Origin of the sequence: Klebsiella sp. RHBSTW-00484 (assembly GCF_013705725.1) — a bacterium.
In the GTDB taxonomy this organism is placed as follows: Bacteria; Pseudomonadota; Gammaproteobacteria; order Enterobacterales; family Enterobacteriaceae; genus Klebsiella.
This window is the reverse complement of record NZ_CP055481.1, coordinates 3,735,976-3,754,647: the sequence shown is the minus strand read 5'-3', so window position 1 is coordinate 3,754,647 and position 18,672 is coordinate 3,735,976. Positions and strand designations below refer to the sequence as shown.

Here is an 18,672-nt window from a genome sequence, read left to right as displayed (position 1 = left end):
TCCCGGGCCCGACCCCATCACCCTCGCCGCCGACGCATTATTGTCGGCGGTTTTTTTATGGCTGAATGGTTGCCTCTGCGGGGTGCAGACTGCACACTAGCGGGCTATTTATTATGATTGGCTGTGCGATGTCTTCGTTTAAATTCTCCCTTACCCGCCAGGAAGCCATCCTGCTTGTTATCACCATGTTCTGGGGTGGTACGTTTCTCGCCGTTCAGTATGCGGTGACGCTAAGCGGGCCGCTGTTCTTCGTCGGACTGCGTTTTGGTACCGCCGCGCTGGCGGTGGCTTTACTGTCGCTGCGTACATTACGCGGCCTGACATGGCTGGAGCTAAAAGCGGGCGTGGCGATAGGTATCTCGATTGCGCTGGGCTACGGCCTGCAAACCTGGGGGTTGCAGTCGATCTCCAGCAGTAAATCGGCTTTTATTACCGCCATGTACGTGCCGCTGGTGCCGCTATTGCAATGGCTGTTCCTCAGACGGATGCCGGGGATGATGTCCTGCGTCGGTATCGTGCTGGCGTTTATCGGTCTGATCCTGCTGGCCGGCCCGGAGAGTAACCTGCTGGCGCTGGGTGTCGGCGAGATGATCACTCTTGCCAGCTCGGTGGCGATTGCGGCAGAAATTATTCTGATTAGCGCCTGGGCGGGGAAGGTGGATATCCGCCGGGTGACGGTAGTCCAGCTGGCGACGGCGTCGCTGGTGGCGTTTGCCGGTATGGCCCCGGTTGGAGAAAGCATTCCGCCGATGACGTCGGGGCTGGTTGGCGTTGCGCTGGGATTAGGCATCTTCAGCGCCATTATTCAGGTGACCATGAACTGGGCGCAGCGCAGCGTGTCGCCGACGCGGGCAACGCTGATTTACACCGGAGAACCGGTGTGGGCGGGGGTGTTTGGCCGTATTGCCGGAGAGCGTTTGCCGCTGCTGGCGCTGGTCGGGTGTGTGTTTATTCTGGCGGGCGTGCTGGTTAGCGAGCTGAAGTGGAAGCGGAAAAAGATCCTGCCGCCGGAGAAACTCCCGGATGGAGGCGTGAACGCCTTATCCGGGATGAGGGATCGTGCCGAACCTTAGCTGAGTATTCCCGGAGGCGGTGCTGCGCACCTGTCCGTATATGGACACCTCCCGTGATGCAAGCTATTTTTTGTGTGAGTCACCAGGGTAAGTTGCGTTCGTATATCCGGCCTCTCGTTCGGTACCGTCGTACCCGGGCCATGATGTGTTCTGCGCACCTGCTTCCTTTCGGGCTATCGGCTTTGCTTCGCAGGGAGCCTTCGGACAGGCCGGATTTCTCAGGTGCTGGTCTTACCGGTTACTCATCACGCTAAATCGCTTCGCAATCTCACGACAGGGTTACTGCTCTTTTTACTGCATGGCTCACGGGGCGTCGGTTAACCGGCGACCCGTGAGCCATGGTAATCTTCTCCGCGACTCATCACCGCCCACGCTATCCGCACATTCTTGTTCGCCAGCGCCACCGTCGCGATATTCCGGTTCCGTCTTTCCGCCACCGACTGCAGCCACTGGCTCCGCCGGTCTTCTTTGCCTGCACATGTCTTCAGAACTGACCGTGCCCCGTGGATGACCAGCGTACGCAGGTAGCTGTCACCCCGCTTGCTGATATGCCCCAGCTGCTGCTTACCGCCGCTTGAGTGCTGCCGGGGAACCAGCCCCACATAAGCCGCCATCTCCCGACCGTTCTTAAACTGCGTCGCGTCACCCAACAACGCCACCATCGCGCTGGCGGTTATCACGCCGATACCTTCTATTTTCATCAGCCGCTGGATGCAGATATCTTCCCGCGCCGCCTCTGCGAGCCGCCGGTCATGCCCCGCCACCCGGTCATCCAGCATCCGCAGCTCTTCGGCCAGCTCGCACAGCAGGCGCATAAACCGGTCATCCCACTGCTCCTGCTGTGACAGTATCTCCGGCAGCGCCTTACGCAACTGGCTGATGCCGACCGGCAGCACCACGCCGAATTCGCCCAGAAAGCCCCGTATCTCGTTGCACAGCGCCGTGCGGCTTTTTATCACTCTGGCCCGCACGCGATGCTCAGCCTGAAGAGTCTGCTGGCGCTCTGTCTTAACCGCGACGAAGCGCATGGCGGGGCGGCTGATGGCTTCACAGATGGCTTCGGCATCGTTGGCATCATTCTTGTTGCCCCTGAGGTAGGGCTTAACAAACTTCGGGGGAATAATGTGCACGGTATGTCCCATGCGGGTGAGTTCGCGGGCCCAGTAGTGGGATGATGCGCAGGCTTCAATCCCGATGGTGCAGGGAGCCAGCTGAGAGAAATAAGCGTGCATGTGGGCGCGGCGAATAGATTTTCGTACGACGACATGCTCATGGTGATCCACGGCATGGATCTGAAAGACATTTTTTGCCAGGTCAAGACCGATACGTTTAATATTCATGGTGGACACCTCCTCCTGTGGACTGCAGGTAACACTTCCAGTCTGGCACGTTCTGATGCCGTAAGGTGGGAGGTGTCCATCACATCGGGCTACCGGCTGAACGGGAGGATCTCCCGGCTTGCGGCTGACGCCTTAGCCGGGCTACAGATCGACGCTGTTTTGTAGCCCCGGTAAGCGCAGCGCGACCGGGGATTTCCCGATACGGATCTGCTGGCGTCGGAAGCTTTTACACGGTTGTGACGTTAGCCTGCCCGGCTTCATGCGTGCGGCGGTTAAGCAGGGCGTGGAGCAGAATCGCGCCGAATGTCGCCGTACCGATCCCGCCGAGGGTAAAGCCGCCCAGCGATAGCGCAAAATCACCCGCGCCCAGTACCAGCGTCACCGCGACCATAATCAGATTGCCGTTCTGGCTCAAATCCACCCGGTTTTGTACCCAAATCCGCGCGCCCGCGACGGCAATCAAACCAAACACCACAATTGATGCGCCGCCGATAACCGGCCCGGGAATGGTGTGGATCAGCGCACCGAATTTCGGCGAAAATCCGAGCAGCATCGCAATCACTGCCGCCGCGACGAACACCAGCGTGGAGTACACTTTGGTTACCGCCATCACGCCGATATTCTCTGCGTAGGTCGTGACGCCGCTGCCGCCAACCGAACCTGAAAGCATGGTTGCCAGCCCGTCGCCGACGAACGCGCGTCCCATATACGGGTCCATATTGCGCCCGGTCATCCCGGCAACCGCCTTCAGGTGGCCGAGGTTTTCCGCCACCAGAATCACTGCGACCGGTGCGATCAGCATCATCGCCTGACTGTTAAACGTCGGGGTGGTAACCTGCGGCATGCCAAACCACGCTGCCTGCTCAAGCAGGCCAAAATCGAGCGGCTTGCCCAGCCCAAGCACGTTCGCCAGCAGCGCGTAGAGCGCGCAGGCGACAATCAGTCCAACGAGGATCAGCAGGCGCTGCAGCATCCCGCGGGTAAACACCGCCACCAGGCCGATACACAAAACGGTCAGTACCGCCATCCAGCCGTCGAACGGCGTTGCCGATACGCTGCGTACCGCGATGGGCGCGAGGTTCAGGCCGATCGCCATCACCACCGCACCGGTAACGACCGGCGGCATCATCCGCTCAATCCAGCGGGTGCCGATCTTCATCACTACCAGGCCAATCAGGGTATAAACCAGCCCGCAGATAATAATGCCGCCCAGCGCGACGCTGAGGTGCGGGTTCAGCCCCTGACCGTTGAAACCGGTGACGGCGATGACCACGCCGACGAAGGCGGCACTGGAGCCGAGATAGCTCGGCACGCGCCCGCCGGTAACCAAAAAGAACAGCAACGTACCAACGCCAGACATCAGGATCGACAGGTTGGGATCCAGTCCCATCAGGATTGGCATCAGCACGGTTGCGCCAAACATCGCCACCGCGTGCTGAACGCCCATCACCACGGTTTGCCCGGCAGACAGCCGTTCATCGGGAGCGACGACGCCGGACGCGGCGGAGGGGGAGGTTAACTGCCAGCGAGGAAAATCGAAGAGAGCCATGATGATATCCTGGGTTTAAGGTTAACAGGCCGGGCGCATTAGCGTGTGGTAGCCGCGATCGAACCACATCAGTCCGCGCGGTTGTGGATGGCGAACAATCGCCGCCACTTCGCAAAACAGAATGTCGTGAGTCCCGACGCTAACAATCTGGCTGATGCGGCAGTCAAAGCTCGCCAGCGCCTGTTCCAGACGCGGGCAACCAGTTACGCCGGTTTGCCAGTCAGCGGCGGCGAAGCGCTCCGCCATCGGCGTTTTGCCGCCAAACATGTTCGATAATTCCTCCTGGCCAGCCGCCAGCGTGTTGACGCACAGCGCCTGGTGCTGGCTGAATATCGGCCAGACCGAGGCTGAGCGATTCAGACACACCAGCAGCGTGGGCGGCGCGTCGGTCACGCTACAGACGGCGCTGGCGGTAAACCCCGCGCGGCCTGCCGGGCCATCGGTGGTAATAATGTTAACCGCCGCCCCGACGTGGGCCATGGCGTCGCGAAAGCTTTGTTTATCGGTAATAGACATGCGGGCTCCTTATGCCAGCTGGCAGGCATCATCAAAGGGCAGACGCGGCAGGCGAGCGTACAGTTTGCTGGTATCGCCGTAGCCGATATTAATCAGCAGGTTGCTTTTCCAGCCGCCGTCGGCAAAAAACGCCGCATCGACCTTTTCGCGATCGAAACCCGACATTGGACCGGTATCCAGGCCCAGCGCCCGGCAGGCGAAAATCAGGTATGCCGCCTGTAATGAGCTGTTGCGAAAGGCCGTCTCTTCCGCCAACTGTGGGCTGGAGGTGAACCAGCTACGGGCGTCACCGTGAGGAAACAGCTCCGGCAGACGGTCATAGAAAGCGCTGTCCCAGGCCACAATCGCGGTGACCGGGGCCTGCATGGTCTTCTCCAGATTGCCGCTGGACAGGGTCGGGCGCAGCGTCTCTTTGCCCTCCGGGGTGCGGATAAAAACGATACGCGCCGGTGAGCAGTTGGCGGAGGTGGGCCCCATTTTCATCAAGGCGTAGATTTCACGCAGTTGGTCGTCGGTGACCGGTTTGTCCAGCCAGCCGTTGTGGGTTCGGGCATCGGTAAACAGCGTGGCGCAGGCGGCCGGGCTAATGGCTTCGCTCATAGATTGTCCTTGGCAACGGGCAGCAGGCTGGCCAGCCCGTCGCATAAAATAGAGTTAAAGGTGGCGGTATCGGTCACGTTACAAGCGTGGCCGCCCCAGGCCATTTCCACCCGTTGGCTGGCGGGGATTGCCGCTTGCAGCACGCGGGAGCAGGAGGCCGGAACCAGCAGATCGTCAGCCGCGCTGATGATGAGCGTCGGGCAGGCTATTGCCGCTGCCTGCCGTGAAAAGTCAGCCTGCTTAAGGGCATTAAGCCGCTTCAGCAGATTATCTTTGCCCTGAAAATGGCTGATGGCGAGCGCGTCTTCGGCCTCGAGGCGCGGCAGGCGCGCGGCCATCCACTCCGCCGGATAGAGAAACAGCGGCTGCGCTTCGACCCATGCCTGAGCGCCGCCCGCGTGCAGCAGGCGCTCGCGTACCAGAAAGCAGCGACGGGTATGTGGGGAGAGCGTCAGCCAGCCGTTAACCAGAACGAGGGCGCTGATCGCCTCGGGAAAATCCAGCGCCAGCTGCAGGCCAATCAGCGCGCCCAGCGCGTGACCGACCAGGGCAAAACGCGAAACTCCCGCCTCTTGCAGCGCCGCGTACAGCTCCTGCGCCATGGTCGCCATGCTGTAGCCTGCGGGCAGCGGGCCGCCGTTTTCACCGGTGCCGTTATGGTCATAGCTCACCAGTTGATACCGTGTTTCCAGCACCGCCCGCTGCGCCAGCCAGTAGCCTCCCGCGCCGCCGAGCCCGGCGCTCAGCACCACCACCGGCGCGCCCGGATAAGGCGCCGGGGAGATATTGAGCTTAATCATGCCGGTTTCCCGATATGCGCGACGGTCGCTATCTCTACCAGCGCATCAGGCTTCACCAGCCCGCACTGAATGCAGAAGCGCGCCGGTTTATCGCCGGGGAAGAATTCAGCGTAGACCTCGTTAATCGCGGCGTAGTTTTTCCAGTCGGTGATAAAGATGCTGTTGAAGGTCACATCCTCCATACTGCCCCCCGCCGTCTCGATAACGCTCTTGATGGTTTCGAGCACGTGACGGGTTTGCGCCTTTGGGTCGCCGATATAAACCACATTGTTTTGCTTATCAAACGGCAGCGTACCGGAGACGTAAACCACGCCGTCGGCTAGCGTACCGGGGACAAAAGGCGCGATAGGCGTGGTGGTGCCTGGCGGAATAATTACCTGTTTAGGCATAACGTTTCTCCTCCGGGAATGAGAGCGGTGCTGCGGGCTCAAGAGCTGTGCAGAAGCTGGCGACGTCGCTGACCCAGCCAAAAAAGGTTTCAATATTGAACAGCGCCGCCTGCTGGGCGAACGACGGCCCGGCCTGGTGAGTGGCATCTTCAAGCACGATGCCGAAATATTCGAGGAAGAAGCCGTCGCGCAGGGTCGATTCCACGCAGACGTTGGTGGCGATCCCGGTGAACACCAGGTGGCGAATGCCGCGGCTGCGCAGGATGCTGTCGAGCGCGGTGTTGAAGAAACCGCTGTAGCGCGGTTTTGGCAGCACAATATCGCCCGGCAGCGGTTTGAGCTGATCGACCAACTGATAGTCCCAGCCGCCTTTTGCCAGCAGCTTGCCCTGCAGCTCAGGGTTTTTACGCATGGTTTTTAGCGCGTTGGATTTATGAAAATTCGGTGAGCCGGGGCCACCGGCTTCGACGTACTGGTCGTCCCAGCCGTTCTGGAACCAGATAATCAGCATTCCGGCGGCGCGCGCGGCGGCAACGGCGGTGTTGATATTGTCGATTACCGGTCGGGTGGCGGAAACGTCAAATCCGGCGAGGTCAAGATAACCCCCAAGGCTGGCGTAGGCGTTTTGCATATCCACCACGATCAGCGCGCTCTGCTGCGGCGCAAAGGTCAGGGATTCCGGGCGGGCGGGAAGGGTAATCATCAGGCAACCTCTTGAGTGAGTGTGGCGATATGGTCGCGGCAGCGCATCAGCGGCTGAATGCGCTGACCAAAGGCTTCGATACCGATAAGGAAATCATCAAACGTCAGCAGCACGCCGTCGGTGCCGGGGACAGCCGCCACTTCGTCGAGCATGCGGGCGACGTTGGCGTAAGAGCCGACGAGAGTGCCCATATTGATGTTGACCGCTGAGGTGGGGTCGGCCATCTGGCGGACGTTAGTGTCGCTGCCGGAGCGGGTATCTTTCTGGCTCTGTTCGGTCAGCCATGCCAGCGCTTCTTCATCTGCACCAGCTTTGTAGTGCTCCCATTTGGCGCGGGCCGCCTCATCGGTCTCGTCGGCAATCACCATAAACAGCACGTAGGAGCCGACATCGCGGCCGGTTTTTTCCGCTGCCTGCATCATCCGCGCTGCGGTGGGTGCGAAGGCGGCGGGAGTGTTAACCCCTTTGCCGAAGCAGAAGTTGTAGTCGGCGTGCTGGGCGGAGAACGCCATTCCGGCATCGCTCTGCCCGGCGCAGATCACTTTCATCGGCTGCGACGGTTGCGGGCTAACGCGACAATCGTTCATGGTGAAGTAGTCGCCTTTAAAGTCGCTGCGCCCGGTGCCCCACAGGTCGCGCAGAACCTGGACATATTCAGTGAGATAGTCGTAGCGGCTGGCGAAGTAATCATCCCCCGGCCACATGCCCATTTGCTCATATTCCGGTTTTTGCCAACCGGTCACCAGATTGACGCCGAAGCGACCGCCGGAGATGGAGTCGATAGTCGAGGCCATACGGGCGACGATTGCCGGGGGCAGCGTCAGCGTGGCGGCGGTGGCATAGATCTGAATGCGCGAGGTGACTGCCGCCAGCCCGGCCATCAAGGTGAAGGATTCAAGGTTGTGATCCCAAAATTCGGTTTTGCCGCCGAAACCGCGCAGTTTGATCATCGAAAGGGCGAAATCGAAATTATAGTGCTCGGCTTTCTGCACGATGGCCTTATTCAGCTCGAACGTCGGCATGTACTGGGGAGCATGGGTGGAAATCAGCCAGCCGTTATTACCAATCGGAACGAAGACACCAATTTTCATACCTACCTCTCTGCATGTCGTTGAACAAGAAGTCGCGCGGCGCTGCATCCTGCATCTCCTCTGGTCGCCCCGTGTCAAAGGTAAAGCAAAGGCGATGCCAGTTTTGCAAAGGCTAATGTTATTAACGTGTTGCTGAGTGGTTGCTGAAAATAACAGCGAAAAAGTAGACTAAATGGTCAAAATCAGTGCACGAAAAAACCGCAGTCATGCGCAATCGAGGTGCAGAGAGTCGTGTCGGCGTTGGGCTTTTGCTATGCTGATGGCGTAAAAAGAAGGAGATAATCAATGGCACAGGGCGCCGTGAAAAAGACCGGAAAACGTTCGCAGGCGGTGAGCGCGAAAAAAGAGGCTATTCTGGCCGCTGCGCTGGACGCGTTCTCGCAGTTTGGTATCCACGGTACGCGCCTTGAACAGGTCGCCGAGCTGGCTGGGGTGTCAAAAACCAATTTGCTCTATTACTACCCATCGAAAGAGGCGCTGTATATTGCCGTGCTGCAGCAGATTCTGGCTATCTGGCTGGCGCCGCTGAAGGCCTTTCGTGAAGATATCAGCCCGCTGGTGGCGATTGGTGAATATATTCGCCTCAAGCTGGAGGTGTCGCGCGATCACCCGCAGGCGTCGAAGCTGTTTTGTCTGGAGATGCTACAGGGCGCACCGTTGCTGATGGGCGAACTGACCGGTGATTTAAAAGCGCTGGTGGATGAGAAGTCGGCGATTGTTTCCGGCTGGGTCGAGAGCGGCAAGCTGGCACCGGTCGACCCGCAGCATCTGATTTTTATGATTTGGGCGACCACCCAGCATTACGCCGATTTCGCGACTCAGGTTGAGGCGGTGACCGGCGCAACGCTGCGCGATGAGGCATTCTTTCAGCAAACCGTCGATAACGTGCAGCGGATGATTATCGAAGGGATTCGCCTGCGTTAATTGGCGGGCGGCAGAGGGCAGCTTTGATCGCCATCTTCGCACTGTAGCAGCGAGGCAAGGAATGACTCGCGCTCAACGGTTTTATCGGACATGCACTGGTTGATAAGCATCGGCTGTACGCTGCCGCCGTCTGCGCCGGAGGCGAGGAATTTGCAGTCGTCATCGCGCAGGGTAATCCACGCCAGCTGCGCTTTTTTGAGTAATTCCTGCTGCTTGCCGGAGGCGCGCTTCAGTGCTTCCTGATAGGTTTCATTCAGTTTTTTATCTGCCGCCTGGTATTGGGCGGCGGTGCACTGATTCATCTCCGTTTGATTGCTGGCGTTATTGCATTCGTCCGCCAGCGCATGAGTGCTTGCCAGCAGCGCGGCAAGCGCGAGTAAAGTGCGTTTCATTGTTCAACTCCCATAAAAAAGCTCCCGTCCGGGAGCCTTAATTAACCACAGCCTGCGCCTGGTGTCATTAGCTGACGTTGATGCCGGTCTGTTTTCCCGGGGGCGGCGCAGAGCGCCTTGCCCGGGCTACAATACCAGCGGACCGTACGCAGCACCGCCTCCGGGAAATTACCTTAACCAATCGTCATCAGGCTGGCGTTACCGCCGGCCGCGGCGGTATTAACGCTGAGCGAACGTTCAATATAGAGACGTTCCAGCAACAGATTGCTTTCGCCGCGGGCGAAGCCCTGCACCGAAACAATCGCGCCATCGCGTGCCGCTACCTGCTCGCACAGTTCCCGCAGCTGATCGGAGTCGCCGTGATAGATAACCGCATCGAAAGGTTCGGTCATCAGGGTTTCCGTTTTGGCAAAGTGGATGCGTTCGCTGACTTCGCGCGGCAGCTTTTTCGCCAGCTCGCGCTGGAGAGGCGCATCCGGCCATAGTATTTCGCAACCGACGGCGGTGACGCCCGCTAGCTGGGTCAGCGCATCCTGCTCGTTATCGGCCACGCACAGCACCCGGTCGCGCGGCATAAAGGTCAGAGTGTTACGCTCGCCGGTTGGCCCCGGCAGCAGACGCTGGGTTCCGGCCTGTGCCTGTTCACTGAACGCCTGGCACAGGGCCTTCAGCTCCGGTCGATCTGCCGCCCACTGCTGTAGCGCAACCAGCGGTTTTTCCAGCAGCGTTTTCAACTGCGCATCCAGCGGGCGCTCGGCGTCCTGGCGGGCGAGGGTAATACCCACGGCGTTTTGCGGACGGCTGGAGAGCAGGCGGTACAGGTACAGCGGGCCGCCTGCTTTCGGACCGGTACCCGACAGCCCTTCGCCGCCGAACGGTTGCACGCCGACTACCGCGCCGACCATATTGCGGTTGACGTACAGGTTGCCGACGTTAGCGCTGCCGGTCACCTGAGCGATCGTCTCGTCGATACGGGTATGCACGCCGAGGGTCAGGCCGTAGCCGGAAGCGTTAATCTGTTCGACCAGTTGAGCCAGTTCATTGCGGTTATAGCGCACCACATGCAGCACCGGGCCGAAGACCTCTTTTTTCAGCTCGTCAAAGCTGTCGAGTTCGATAAGCGTTGGCGGAACAAAGGTACCGCTGGTCCATTCGCGGGAATCTTCTCCATTTTCGCGCACCGCCTGGAAGACTTTGCGCCCTTTGGTCCGCAGCGTCTGGATATGGCGCTCAATGTTCTCTTTGGCTTCAGCATCGATCACCGGCCCGATATCGGTGGTCAGACGGCCCGGATTGCCCATCCGGCATTCGGCCATCGCGCCGCGCAGCATGGTCAGCGTATGCTCGGCGATTTCGTCCTGCAGGCACAGCACGCGCAGGGCGGAGCAGCGTTGACCTGCGCTGTCGAACGCTGAGGCGAGTACGTCGATCACTACCTGCTCAGTCAGGGCAGAGGAGTCGACGATCATTGCGTTCATGCCGCCGGTTTCGGCGATAAGCGGCGTCGGGCGACCCTGGGCGTCAAGACGGCTGGCGATATTGCGTTGTAATAAGGTGGCGACTTCGGTCGAGCCGGTAAACATCACGCCGCGCACGCGCTCATCAGAAGTTAATGCAGCGCCGACGGTTTCCCCACGCCCTGGCAGCAGTTGAATCACCCCCGGCGGAACGCCTGCTTCCAGCAGAATTGCCACGCCCTGAGCGGCGATAAGCGGCGTCTGCTCGGCGGGTTTCGCCAGCACGGTATTGCCCGCCGCCAGCGCGGCGGCAATCTGGCCGGTAAAGATCGCCAGCGGGAAGTTCCACGGGCTGATACACACCACCGGGCCCAATGGGCGATGGGTTTCGTTATCAAAATCGTCGCGCACCTGTCCCGCGTAATAATGCAGGAAATCGACCGCTTCGCGCACTTCGGCGATGGCGTTGCTGAAGGTTTTACCCGCTTCGCGCACCAGGATGCCCATCAGAGTCGGCATCTGGCTTTCCATCAGTATGGCGGCGCGTTCAAGGATTGCCGCGCGCTCCTGCGGAGGGGTGGCGAACCAGATTGGCGCATTGTTGACCGCGTTGCTCAGCGCCTGCTGAACTTCAGCCTCGCTGGCTTCACGCACGTGACCGACAATATCTTTTGGCTCCGCCGGGCTAATCACCGCCTGCATTTCGCCTTCGGCAACCGGGTTTTCCAGCATCGGCAGCGCCTGCCATTTATGCAGGGCGCTATTTAATAAAGAAGAGGAGAGGGAGGCCAGGCGATGTTCGTTGGCCAGATCCAGACCGGCAGAGTTGCTGCGACCTTTGCCGTAGAGATCGCGCGGTAGCGGAATCTTCGGATGCGGCAGGCCGGTCTGACCTTCCTGCTGAGCCAGTTTTTCCACGGCGGTTACCGGGTCGGCAACCAGTTCATCCAGCGGCAGGGTATTATCGGCAATACGGTTAACGAATGAGGTGTTAGCGCCGTTTTCCAGCAGACGACGCACCAGATACGCCAGCAGCGTTTCGTGGGTGCCGACCGGGGCATAAATACGGCACGGTCGGTTGAGCTTGCCGTCGGCGACGGGGCCAGTGACCTGCTCATACAGCGGCTCACCCATGCCGTGCAGACACTGGAATTCGTACTGTCCCGGATAGTAGTTCTGCCCGGCGAGCTGATAAATCGCCGCCAGGGTATGAGCGTTGTGGGTTGCGAACTGCGGATAAATCAGGTTCGGTACTGCCAGCAGTTTCTTCGCGCAGGCCAGATAGGATACATCGGTGTAGACCTTGCGGGTGTATACCGGATAGCCTTCGAGGCCATCCATCTGCGCGCGTTTGATCTCGCTGTCCCAGTAAGCGCCTTTCACCAGGCGGATCATCAGACGACGGCGGCTTCGCGTGGCGAGGTCGATCAGGTAGTCAATCACGAACGGACAGCGTTTCTGGTAGGCCTGGATAACAAAGCCAATGCCGTTCCAGCCCGCCAGTTCCGGCTCAAAACAGAGTTTTTCCAGCAGATCGAGAGAGATCTCCAGACGGTCGGCCTCTTCAGCGTCGATGTTGATGCCAATATCGTACTGGCGCGCCAGCAGGGTCAGGGACTTCAGGCGTGGGTAAAGCTCTTCCATCGCGCGATCGTACTGGGCGCGGCTATAGCGCGGGTGCAGCGCGGAGAGCTTAATCGAGATCCCCGGACCTTCGTAAATTCCGCGCCCGTTCGAGGCTTTGCCAATGGCGTGAATCGCCTGCTGATAAGAGACCATATAGGCCTGAGCATCGTCGGCGGTTAGCGCCGCTTCGCCGAGCATATCGTAGGAGTAGCGGAAACCTTTATCTTCCAGCTTGCGGGCGTTAGCCAGCGCCTCAGCAATGGTTTCGCCGGTAACAAACTGCTCACCCATCAGACGCATCGCCATATCGACGCCTTTGCGGATCAGCGGCTCGCCGCTCTTACCGATAATGCGGTTCAGCGAGCGCGACAGGCTGGTTTCGTTATGCGTAGAGACCAGTTTGCCGGTAAACAGCAGCCCCCAGGTGGCGGCGTTGACGAACAGCGACGGGCTGCGGCCGATATGAGACTGCCAGTTGCCATTGCTGATTTTGTCGCGAATTAGCGCGTCGCGGGTGGCCTTGTCGGGGATGCGCAGCAGCGCTTCCGCCAGGCACATCAGCGCCACGCCTTCCTGTGAGGAGAGCGAGAATTCCTGCAACAGGCTTTGCACCATGCCGGCGCGACCGCTGGCGGTTTTCTGATTACGCAGCTTTTCTGCCAGTTGATAAGCCAGCTTGTGCGCCTGTTCGCCCAGGTTTTGCGGCAGACGGGCCTGCTCCAGCAGCATCGGTACAGCATCGGTTTCGGCCCAGCGCCAGGCGGCGGTAATGGAGGCGCGGGAGACGGACTGCGGCAGGATCTGCTCGGCGAATTCAAGGAACGGCTGATAAGGCTCGTCGCCCGGAGTGCCTGTCTCATCGCTTTCGTTAGCCGCGCCAGCGAGCAGCGCTGGCAGCTCCGGCAGCGTCTCGTCGTTTTCCAGCTTTTCCAGATAGTTGAAGATGGCCTGTTTAATCAGCCAGTGCGGCGTGCGGTCAATACGGCTCGCCGCGGATTTAATGCGTTCGCGCGTCGCGTCGTCAAGTTTTACACCCATGGTGGTGGTGCCCATGTCAGGAACTCCTGTTATTGGTCATTCGCTTCATCCTTCAACCTGCCTCTTTGTTGGCTGCATTTGCGCGCCCTGGTCACATAGTTATCTATGCTCCCAGGGTCTTACAAATTTGCCGCCTCGACGCAGATTGAATGATTTTGCGAACTTCGCTTCTGTGCAGTTATGCGGTTGCGTAGAAATATCTATCATGTTGCAACTTTGTGCAACCTTGTTAATTGAGAATTGTGTGGCAGGCTGAAAATTGCTTTGATTGTTAAATTTCATGGTGAAAGTGGTAGGTATTTATTCCCTGTATATGAGAGTCGTTATATGCGTGAGTTAACACTTTTGCGTGGTGCAACCGCTAAAAACGTGAGAGAGTGCAACCTATAACAAAATGAAGTTTGGTCCCGGAAGTATTTCGTGTAAATGCTGTGTTAAATCGTTTGTGAAAAAACAAAGCTTCCGTCAGGATACGGTCGCCCAATACAACCAATATGCCATTACCCCGTTCCGGTAGTGGAAAAAACGACAAAGTTGGACGCTGTCGACAAAAAATTCTGGAGATTTTTGCATGGCTATTAGCACACCCATGTTGGTGACTTTTACTGTTTATATTTTTGGCATGGTACTCATTGGTTTTATTGCCTGGCGATCGACCAAGAACTTTGATGATTATATCCTTGGCGGCCGTAGTCTTGGCCCATTTGTTACGGCGCTCTCCGCCGGGGCCTCGGATATGAGCGGCTGGCTGTTAATGGGATTGCCGGGGGCGATATTTATTTCCGGTATTTCCGAAAGCTGGATTGCCATTGGCCTGACGCTGGGCGCATGGGTTAACTGGAAGCTGGTGGCGGGGCGCTTACGTGTTCACACCGAGGTCAATAATAACGCGCTGACGCTGCCGGATTATTTCACCGGCCGTTTTGAGGACACCAGCCGGGTGCTGAGGATTATTTCAGCGCTGGTTATTCTGCTGTTCTTCACGATTTATTGCGCGTCCGGCATTGTCGCTGGCGCTCGTCTATTTGAAAGCACCTTCGGGATGAGCTACGAAACCGCACTGTGGGCCGGTGCGGCGGCAACCATTATTTATACCTTCGTTGGTGGTTTCCTCGCGGTGAGCTGGACCGATACCGTTCAGGCCAGCCTGATGATATTTGCCCTGATTCTGACTCCGGTCATGGTGATTATTTCCGTCGGTGGTTTTGGCGATTCCCTGGAAGTCATTAAACAAAAGAGCATTGAGAACGTCGATATGCTCAAAGGGTTGAACTTTGTGGCGATTATTTCGCTGATGGGCTGGGGTCTGGGCTATTTCGGTCAGCCGCATATTCTGGCGCGCTTTATGGCGGCGGATTCGCACCACAGCATCGTTCATGCCCGTCGCATCAGCATGACCTGGATGATCCTCTGCCTGGCGGGTGCCTGTTCCGTTGGTTTCTTCGGTATCGCTTACTTTAATAACAATCCCGGCGTTGCGGGCGCGGTGAATCAAAACGCCGAGCGGGTGTTTATCGAATTGGCGCAGATTCTGTTTAACCCGTGGATTGCCGGGATCCTGCTGTCGGCGATTCTGGCGGCGGTGATGTCGACCCTGAGCTGTCAGCTGCTGGTGTGCTCCAGCGCGATTACCGAAGATCTGTATAAAGCGTTCCTGCGCAAAAATGCCGGTCAAAAAGAGCTGGTGTGGGTAGGGCGCTTTATGGTGCTGGTGGTGGCATTGGTGTCCATCGCCCTGGCGGCAAACCCGGAGAACCGCGTGCTGGGTCTGGTGAGCTACGCCTGGGCAGGCTTTGGTGCGGCGTTTGGTCCGGTGGTGCTGTTCTCGGTGATGTGGTCGCGAATGACGCGCAACGGCGCGCTGGCCGGGATGATCATCGGCGCAGTGACGGTGATTGTCTGGAAGCAGTTTGGTTGGCTGGGCCTGTATGAAATCATTCCTGGCTTTATCTTCGGTAGCCTGGGGATTGTGGTATTCAGCCTGCTGGGGAAAGCGCCGTCGGCAGAAATGCAAAGACGCTTTGCCGAAGCGGATGCGCATTATCATACTGCACCACCGGTACGCGCTACTGCGGAGTAATCCTCTGAATTGACCTCAAGCCCGCATTCTGCGGGCTTTGTTATTTGTGCCTCTTGCTAATTGCTTGAAAATACGCTGATATCTCAGCACAAATAACAACGAGGGTAGCAAAATGAATTTCAGACAGGGTGCGCTGGCGCTGGTACTGGCAGGGATATTAAGCGGCTGCGTGGCGCCTGCCGCGAAGACGGCCCCGGCGGCAGACGCTAACGCCTGCCCGGCGGATAACGCCATGGTACAGACGACGCTTTATTTCGGCTTAAGCCGTCCTGCGGGGAAAGATATTACCGCTCAGGAGTGGCAGCAGTTCGTAGATCGCGACGTGACGCCGCGCTTTCGCGATGGCCTGACGGTATTTGATGCGCGTGGTCAGTGGTTGGGCAATGATGGCACCGTTGCGCGCGAGCAGAGCAAGGCGCTGATGCTGATCCATGGCAAAGAGGCGAAGAGCGAAGAGGGGATTGAGGCGCTGCGCAATACTTACAAATCACGTTTTGCGCAGGAGTCGGTGATGCGCGTTGACCAGCCAGTCTGCGTACATTTTTAAACTGTGCCCTGGTAAAATGGCCCGGTAGCGGCCGGGCTTACGAGATCTACGTTGCGCGCTGTTTCCCCGAGGCGATGCTGCGCATCTGTCCGGGCTACAACACCCATAAATCTGACAAATCCCGGGTTACCGGCCCGCAAACGGCTGTGAACCTGTAGCCCGGGCAAGGCGCTCTGCGCCGCCCCCGGGAAAACAGGCCAGCATCGAAGCCAACATTCAACGATTACAGCACCAGCCCCGCGAAGCTTGCGGAGAGCAAACTCACCAGCGTTGCGCCATACACCAGGCGCAGGCCGAAGCGGGAAACAATATTTCCCTGCTGTTCGTTCAGACCTTTAATCGCCCCAGCAATAATGCCGATAGAGGCGAAGTTGGCGAAAGAGACCAGGAAAACCGACAAAATGCCCAGCCCGCGCGGCGTCATGCTGGCGGCGATTTTTTGCAGCTCAATCATAGCGACGAATTCATTCGCCACCAGCTTGGTCGCCATTATGCTGCCCGCATTAAGTGCATCGCTTAGCGGGATACCAATCAGCCACGCCAGCGGATAAAAAACGTAACCAAGGATCTGCTGGAAGCTCAGGCCAAATATCATGGCGAACAGCGCATTAATCGCGCTAATTAAGGCTATAAAACCAATCAGCATAGCCAAAATAATCATCGCGACTTTGAAACCGGCAAGAATATATTCACCGAGCATTTCAAAGAAGCTCTGAGATTCGTGCATTTTTTCGAGCTTAATTTCCTCCTCGCTGCCTGGACGCGTTGGGTTAATTATCGATAGTACGATAAAGGTACTGAACATATTCAGAATCAGCGCCGCCACAACATATTTTGCATCGAGCATACTCATGTAAGCGCCGACGATCGACAATGAAACCGTCGACATGGCGGTGGCTGACATAGTGAACAGACGGCGAGAGGAGAGGTCGCCGAGCACGCCTTTATAGGCAATAAAGTTTTCCGATTGCCCGAGGATCAGCGAGCTGACCGCGTTAAAGGATTCCAGCTTGCCCATGCCGTTAACCTTTGACAGCAGGGTACCAATCAAGCGAATGAAAATGGGGAGAATACGCCAGTGCTGAAGAATACCGATCAGCGCTGAGATAAAGATAATGGGACAAAGTACGCCGAGGAAAATAAACGCCAGGCCTTTTTCGCCCATGCCGCCAAATACAAAATTGGTCCCTTCGGCGGCGAAACCAAGCAGTGATTCAAAGAAGCCAGCAATATTTTTAACCAGCCACAGGCCGCTTTCGGCGTGGAGAAAAAAGAAAGCCAGGGCAATTTCAATAATAATTAACTGGATAATATAGCGAATGCGGATTTTTTGTCGGTCATAGCTGGCGAGCCAGGCGAGGCCCAGAATAACCACCAGTGCCAGCAGGAAGTGCAAAAATTGAGTCATGTTGTTCATTTCGCAGGTCAATTAGGCCGCCATTTAGCCACAGCCGTCGGACCGGGTAAATATCCGCTGTGAAAAATTCCCTTATCCTGTGGTTTTCCAGGATGCCAGGCAGATAATCCCGCAAGTCATTATTTGTTAGCGATTAATTTACAACTCGTCATCATTCTCTACACATTTCACTTGTGTTTCTGATTATTGTAATGATAATCACTATCAGAAATATTTACCTATCTTTGCATCAATTGACTGCGGTTCACATTTAAGGGTGTCGGCATGTTTGTCCCATTTCTCATCATGTTACGTGAAGGCCTGGAAGCAGCGCTGATTGTCAGCCTGATCGCCAGCTATCTGAAACGCACTCAGCGTGGCAACTGGATAGGCGTAATGTGGATTGGCGTGTTCCTCGCGGCGGCACTTTGCCTTGGCCTGGGGATTTTCATCAACGAAACAACCGGTGAGTTTCCGCAGCGCGAACAGGAGCTGTTCGAAGGCATCGTGGCGGTAGTGGCGGTGTGCATTCTGACCTGGATGGTGTTCTGGATGCGTAAAGTCTCGCGCAACGTGAAGCAGCAGCTTGAGCAGGCGGTCGACAATGCCCTTCAGCGCGGGAACAACCACGGCTGGGCGCTGGTGATGATGGTCTTTTTTGCCGTGGCTCGCGAAGGTCTGGAGTCGGTTTTTTTCCTGCTGGCCGCTTTCCAGCAGGATGTGGGAATCTGGCCGCCGATCGGCGCTATGTTGGGTCTGGCAACCGCCATCGTTTTAGGGTTCCTGATCTACTGGGGCGGTATTCGCATGAATCTCGGCGTGTTTTTCAAATGGACCAGCTTGTTTATTCTGCTGGTGGCCGCAGGACTAGCGGCGGGTGCTATCCGCGCTTTCCATGAAGCCGGTTTGTGGAATCACTTCCAGGATGTCGCCTTCGATCTGAGCAACATTCTTTCTACGCATACGCTATTTGGCACGCTGCTGGAGGGGATTTTTGGCTATCAGGAAACGCCGACCATCAGTGAAGTGGCGGTCTACTTTATCTATTTGATCCCGGCGCTGGTGCTGTTCATTCTGCCGCCGAGCAATAAAACCACTGCATCCCGAGCTGCTTAGTTGGGCATCGCGGATTGAAATAGTTACAACATACT

General features: G+C 57.6%; 16 protein-coding genes. 5 read left to right on the top strand and 11 right to left on the bottom strand.

Features of this window, described 5'->3' with window-relative positions:
• Positions 1-128 precede the first annotated feature (128 nt).
• On the top strand, positions 129-1,073 hold the full coding sequence (locus HV213_RS17900) for a DMT family transporter (RefSeq protein WP_181482735.1): 945 nt from the start codon (positions 129-131) through the stop codon (positions 1,071-1,073).
• Positions 1,074-1,390: 317 nt separating this feature from the next.
• Here the strand turns inward: HV213_RS17900 and HV213_RS17895 are convergent, their stop codons facing one another.
• The 8 genes from HV213_RS17895 to rutA form a co-directional block, all read right to left on the bottom strand.
• Positions 1,391-2,413 carry an IS110 family RNA-guided transposase gene (locus tag HV213_RS17895; protein WP_181482734.1) on the bottom strand — a complete coding sequence of 341 codons (1,023 nt, stop codon included), beginning with the start codon at positions 2,411-2,413 and terminating at the stop codon, positions 1,391-1,393.
• A 226-nt stretch (positions 2,414-2,639) separates the two neighbouring features.
• Entirely contained in the window at positions 2,640-3,962 is a 1,323-nt protein-coding gene (gene rutG / locus HV213_RS17890; RefSeq protein WP_181482733.1) for a pyrimidine utilization transport protein G, read from the bottom strand.
• 21 nt (positions 3,963-3,983) lie between these two features.
• Positions 3,984-4,478 carry an NADH-dependent FMN reductase RutF gene (gene rutF / locus HV213_RS17885; protein ID WP_181482732.1) on the bottom strand — a complete coding sequence of 165 codons (495 nt, stop codon included), beginning with the start codon at positions 4,476-4,478 and terminating at the stop codon, positions 3,984-3,986.
• Positions 4,479-4,487: 9 nt separating this feature from the next.
• On the bottom strand, positions 4,488-5,078 hold the full coding sequence (locus tag HV213_RS17880; RefSeq protein WP_181482731.1) for a malonic semialdehyde reductase: 591 nt from the start codon (positions 5,076-5,078) through the stop codon (positions 4,488-4,490).
• The gene (rutD, locus tag HV213_RS17875; protein ID WP_181482730.1) at positions 5,075-5,878 is read right to left on the bottom strand and encodes a pyrimidine utilization protein D; all 804 of its coding nucleotides are present in this window, start codon (positions 5,876-5,878) and stop codon (positions 5,075-5,077) included. The genes HV213_RS17880 and rutD overlap by 4 nt, the downstream gene beginning before the upstream one ends.
• The gene (gene rutC, locus HV213_RS17870; protein ID WP_004871301.1) at positions 5,875-6,267 is read right to left on the bottom strand and encodes a pyrimidine utilization protein C; all 393 of its coding nucleotides are present in this window, start codon (positions 6,265-6,267) and stop codon (positions 5,875-5,877) included. The genes rutD and rutC overlap by 4 nt, the downstream gene beginning before the upstream one ends.
• Positions 6,260-6,970 carry a pyrimidine utilization protein B gene (rutB, locus tag HV213_RS17865; protein WP_181482729.1) on the bottom strand — a complete coding sequence of 237 codons (711 nt, stop codon included), beginning with the start codon at positions 6,968-6,970 and terminating at the stop codon, positions 6,260-6,262. Before rutB ends, rutC begins: the two co-directional genes overlap by 8 nt.
• Positions 6,970-8,061 (bottom strand): pyrimidine utilization protein A, encoded by a 1,092-nt coding sequence (gene rutA / locus HV213_RS17860; RefSeq protein ID WP_112215187.1) that lies wholly within the window; start codon positions 8,059-8,061, stop codon positions 6,970-6,972. The genes rutB and rutA overlap by 1 nt, the downstream gene beginning before the upstream one ends.
• Positions 8,062-8,346: 285 nt before the next feature.
• Between rutA and rutR the strand changes: the two genes are divergently transcribed.
• Positions 8,347-8,985 carry an HTH-type transcriptional regulator RutR gene (rutR, locus tag HV213_RS17855; protein ID WP_110277506.1) on the top strand — a complete coding sequence of 213 codons (639 nt, stop codon included), beginning with the start codon at positions 8,347-8,349 and terminating at the stop codon, positions 8,983-8,985.
• On the opposite strand, the gene HV213_RS17850 is transcribed toward rutR, so the two are convergent.
• Both HV213_RS17850 and putA read right to left on the bottom strand, forming a co-directional pair.
• Complete coding sequence (locus tag HV213_RS17850) at positions 8,982-9,377, bottom strand: lysozyme inhibitor LprI family protein (RefSeq protein ID WP_110277507.1); 396 nt, start codon at positions 9,375-9,377, stop codon at positions 8,982-8,984. The two genes, rutR and HV213_RS17850, sit on opposite strands and share 4 nt — an antisense overlap.
• 173 nt (positions 9,378-9,550) lie before the next feature.
• The gene (gene putA / locus HV213_RS17845; protein WP_181482728.1) at positions 9,551-13,513 is read right to left on the bottom strand and encodes a trifunctional transcriptional regulator/proline dehydrogenase/L-glutamate gamma-semialdehyde dehydrogenase; all 3,963 of its coding nucleotides are present in this window, start codon (positions 13,511-13,513) and stop codon (positions 9,551-9,553) included.
• Between the two features lie 556 nt (positions 13,514-14,069).
• Between putA and putP the strand changes: the two genes are divergently transcribed.
• Complete coding sequence (putP, locus tag HV213_RS17840; protein ID WP_181482727.1) at positions 14,070-15,578, top strand: sodium/proline symporter PutP; 1,509 nt, start codon at positions 14,070-14,072, stop codon at positions 15,576-15,578.
• Between the two features lie 112 nt (positions 15,579-15,690).
• The gene (locus HV213_RS17835) at positions 15,691-16,125 is read left to right on the top strand and encodes a DUF3574 domain-containing protein (protein ID WP_181482726.1); all 435 of its coding nucleotides are present in this window, start codon (positions 15,691-15,693) and stop codon (positions 16,123-16,125) included.
• A 223-nt stretch (positions 16,126-16,348) separates the two neighbouring features.
• On the opposite strand, the gene HV213_RS17830 is transcribed toward HV213_RS17835, so the two are convergent.
• Positions 16,349-17,533, bottom strand: coding sequence for a NupC/NupG family nucleoside CNT transporter (locus tag HV213_RS17830; protein WP_181482725.1), 1,185 nt, complete (start codon positions 17,531-17,533; stop codon positions 16,349-16,351).
• Between the two features lie 273 nt (positions 17,534-17,806).
• Between HV213_RS17830 and efeU the strand changes: the two genes are divergently transcribed.
• A complete protein-coding gene (efeU, locus tag HV213_RS17825) occupies positions 17,807-18,637 on the top strand; it encodes an iron uptake transporter permease EfeU (protein ID WP_142467166.1) in 831 nt (276 codons plus the stop codon).
• The last annotated feature ends 35 nt before the right edge of the window (positions 18,638-18,672 follow it).

What these genes read in the sequence shown, in the direction of transcription:
- HV213_RS17900 (WP_181482735.1), top strand. Translation starts at nt 129, where the DNA reads ATGTCTTCGTTTAAATTCTCCCTTACCCGCCAGGAAGCCATCCTGCTT.
- HV213_RS17895 (WP_181482734.1), bottom strand. Translation starts at nt 2,413, where the DNA reads ATGAATATTAAACGTATCGGTCTTGACCTGGCAAAAAATGTCTTTCAG.
- rutG (WP_181482733.1), bottom strand. Translation starts at nt 3,962, where the DNA reads ATGGCTCTCTTCGATTTTCCTCGCTGGCAGTTAACCTCCCCCTCCGCC.
- rutF (WP_181482732.1), bottom strand. Translation starts at nt 4,478, where the DNA reads ATGTCTATTACCGATAAACAAAGCTTTCGCGACGCCATGGCCCACGTC.
- HV213_RS17880 (WP_181482731.1), bottom strand. Translation starts at nt 5,078, where the DNA reads ATGAGCGAAGCCATTAGCCCGGCCGCCTGCGCCACGCTGTTTACCGAT.
- rutD (WP_181482730.1), bottom strand. Translation starts at nt 5,878, where the DNA reads ATGATTAAGCTCAATATCTCCCCGGCGCCTTATCCGGGCGCGCCGGTG.
- rutC (WP_004871301.1), bottom strand. Translation starts at nt 6,267, where the DNA reads ATGCCTAAACAGGTAATTATTCCGCCAGGCACCACCACGCCTATCGCG.
- rutB (WP_181482729.1), bottom strand. Translation starts at nt 6,970, where the DNA reads ATGATTACCCTTCCCGCCCGCCCGGAATCCCTGACCTTTGCGCCGCAG.
- rutA (WP_112215187.1), bottom strand. Translation starts at nt 8,061, where the DNA reads ATGAAAATTGGTGTCTTCGTTCCGATTGGTAATAACGGCTGGCTGATT.
- rutR (WP_110277506.1), top strand. Translation starts at nt 8,347, where the DNA reads ATGGCACAGGGCGCCGTGAAAAAGACCGGAAAACGTTCGCAGGCGGTG.
- HV213_RS17850 (WP_110277507.1), bottom strand. Translation starts at nt 9,377, where the DNA reads ATGAAACGCACTTTACTCGCGCTTGCCGCGCTGCTGGCAAGCACTCAT.
- putA (WP_181482728.1), bottom strand. Translation starts at nt 13,513, where the DNA reads ATGGGCACCACCACCATGGGTGTAAAACTTGACGACGCGACGCGCGAA.
- putP (WP_181482727.1), top strand. Translation starts at nt 14,070, where the DNA reads ATGGCTATTAGCACACCCATGTTGGTGACTTTTACTGTTTATATTTTT.
- HV213_RS17835 (WP_181482726.1), top strand. Translation starts at nt 15,691, where the DNA reads ATGAATTTCAGACAGGGTGCGCTGGCGCTGGTACTGGCAGGGATATTA.
- HV213_RS17830 (WP_181482725.1), bottom strand. Translation starts at nt 17,533, where the DNA reads ATGACTCAATTTTTGCACTTCCTGCTGGCACTGGTGGTTATTCTGGGC.
- efeU (WP_142467166.1), top strand. Translation starts at nt 17,807, where the DNA reads ATGTTTGTCCCATTTCTCATCATGTTACGTGAAGGCCTGGAAGCAGCG.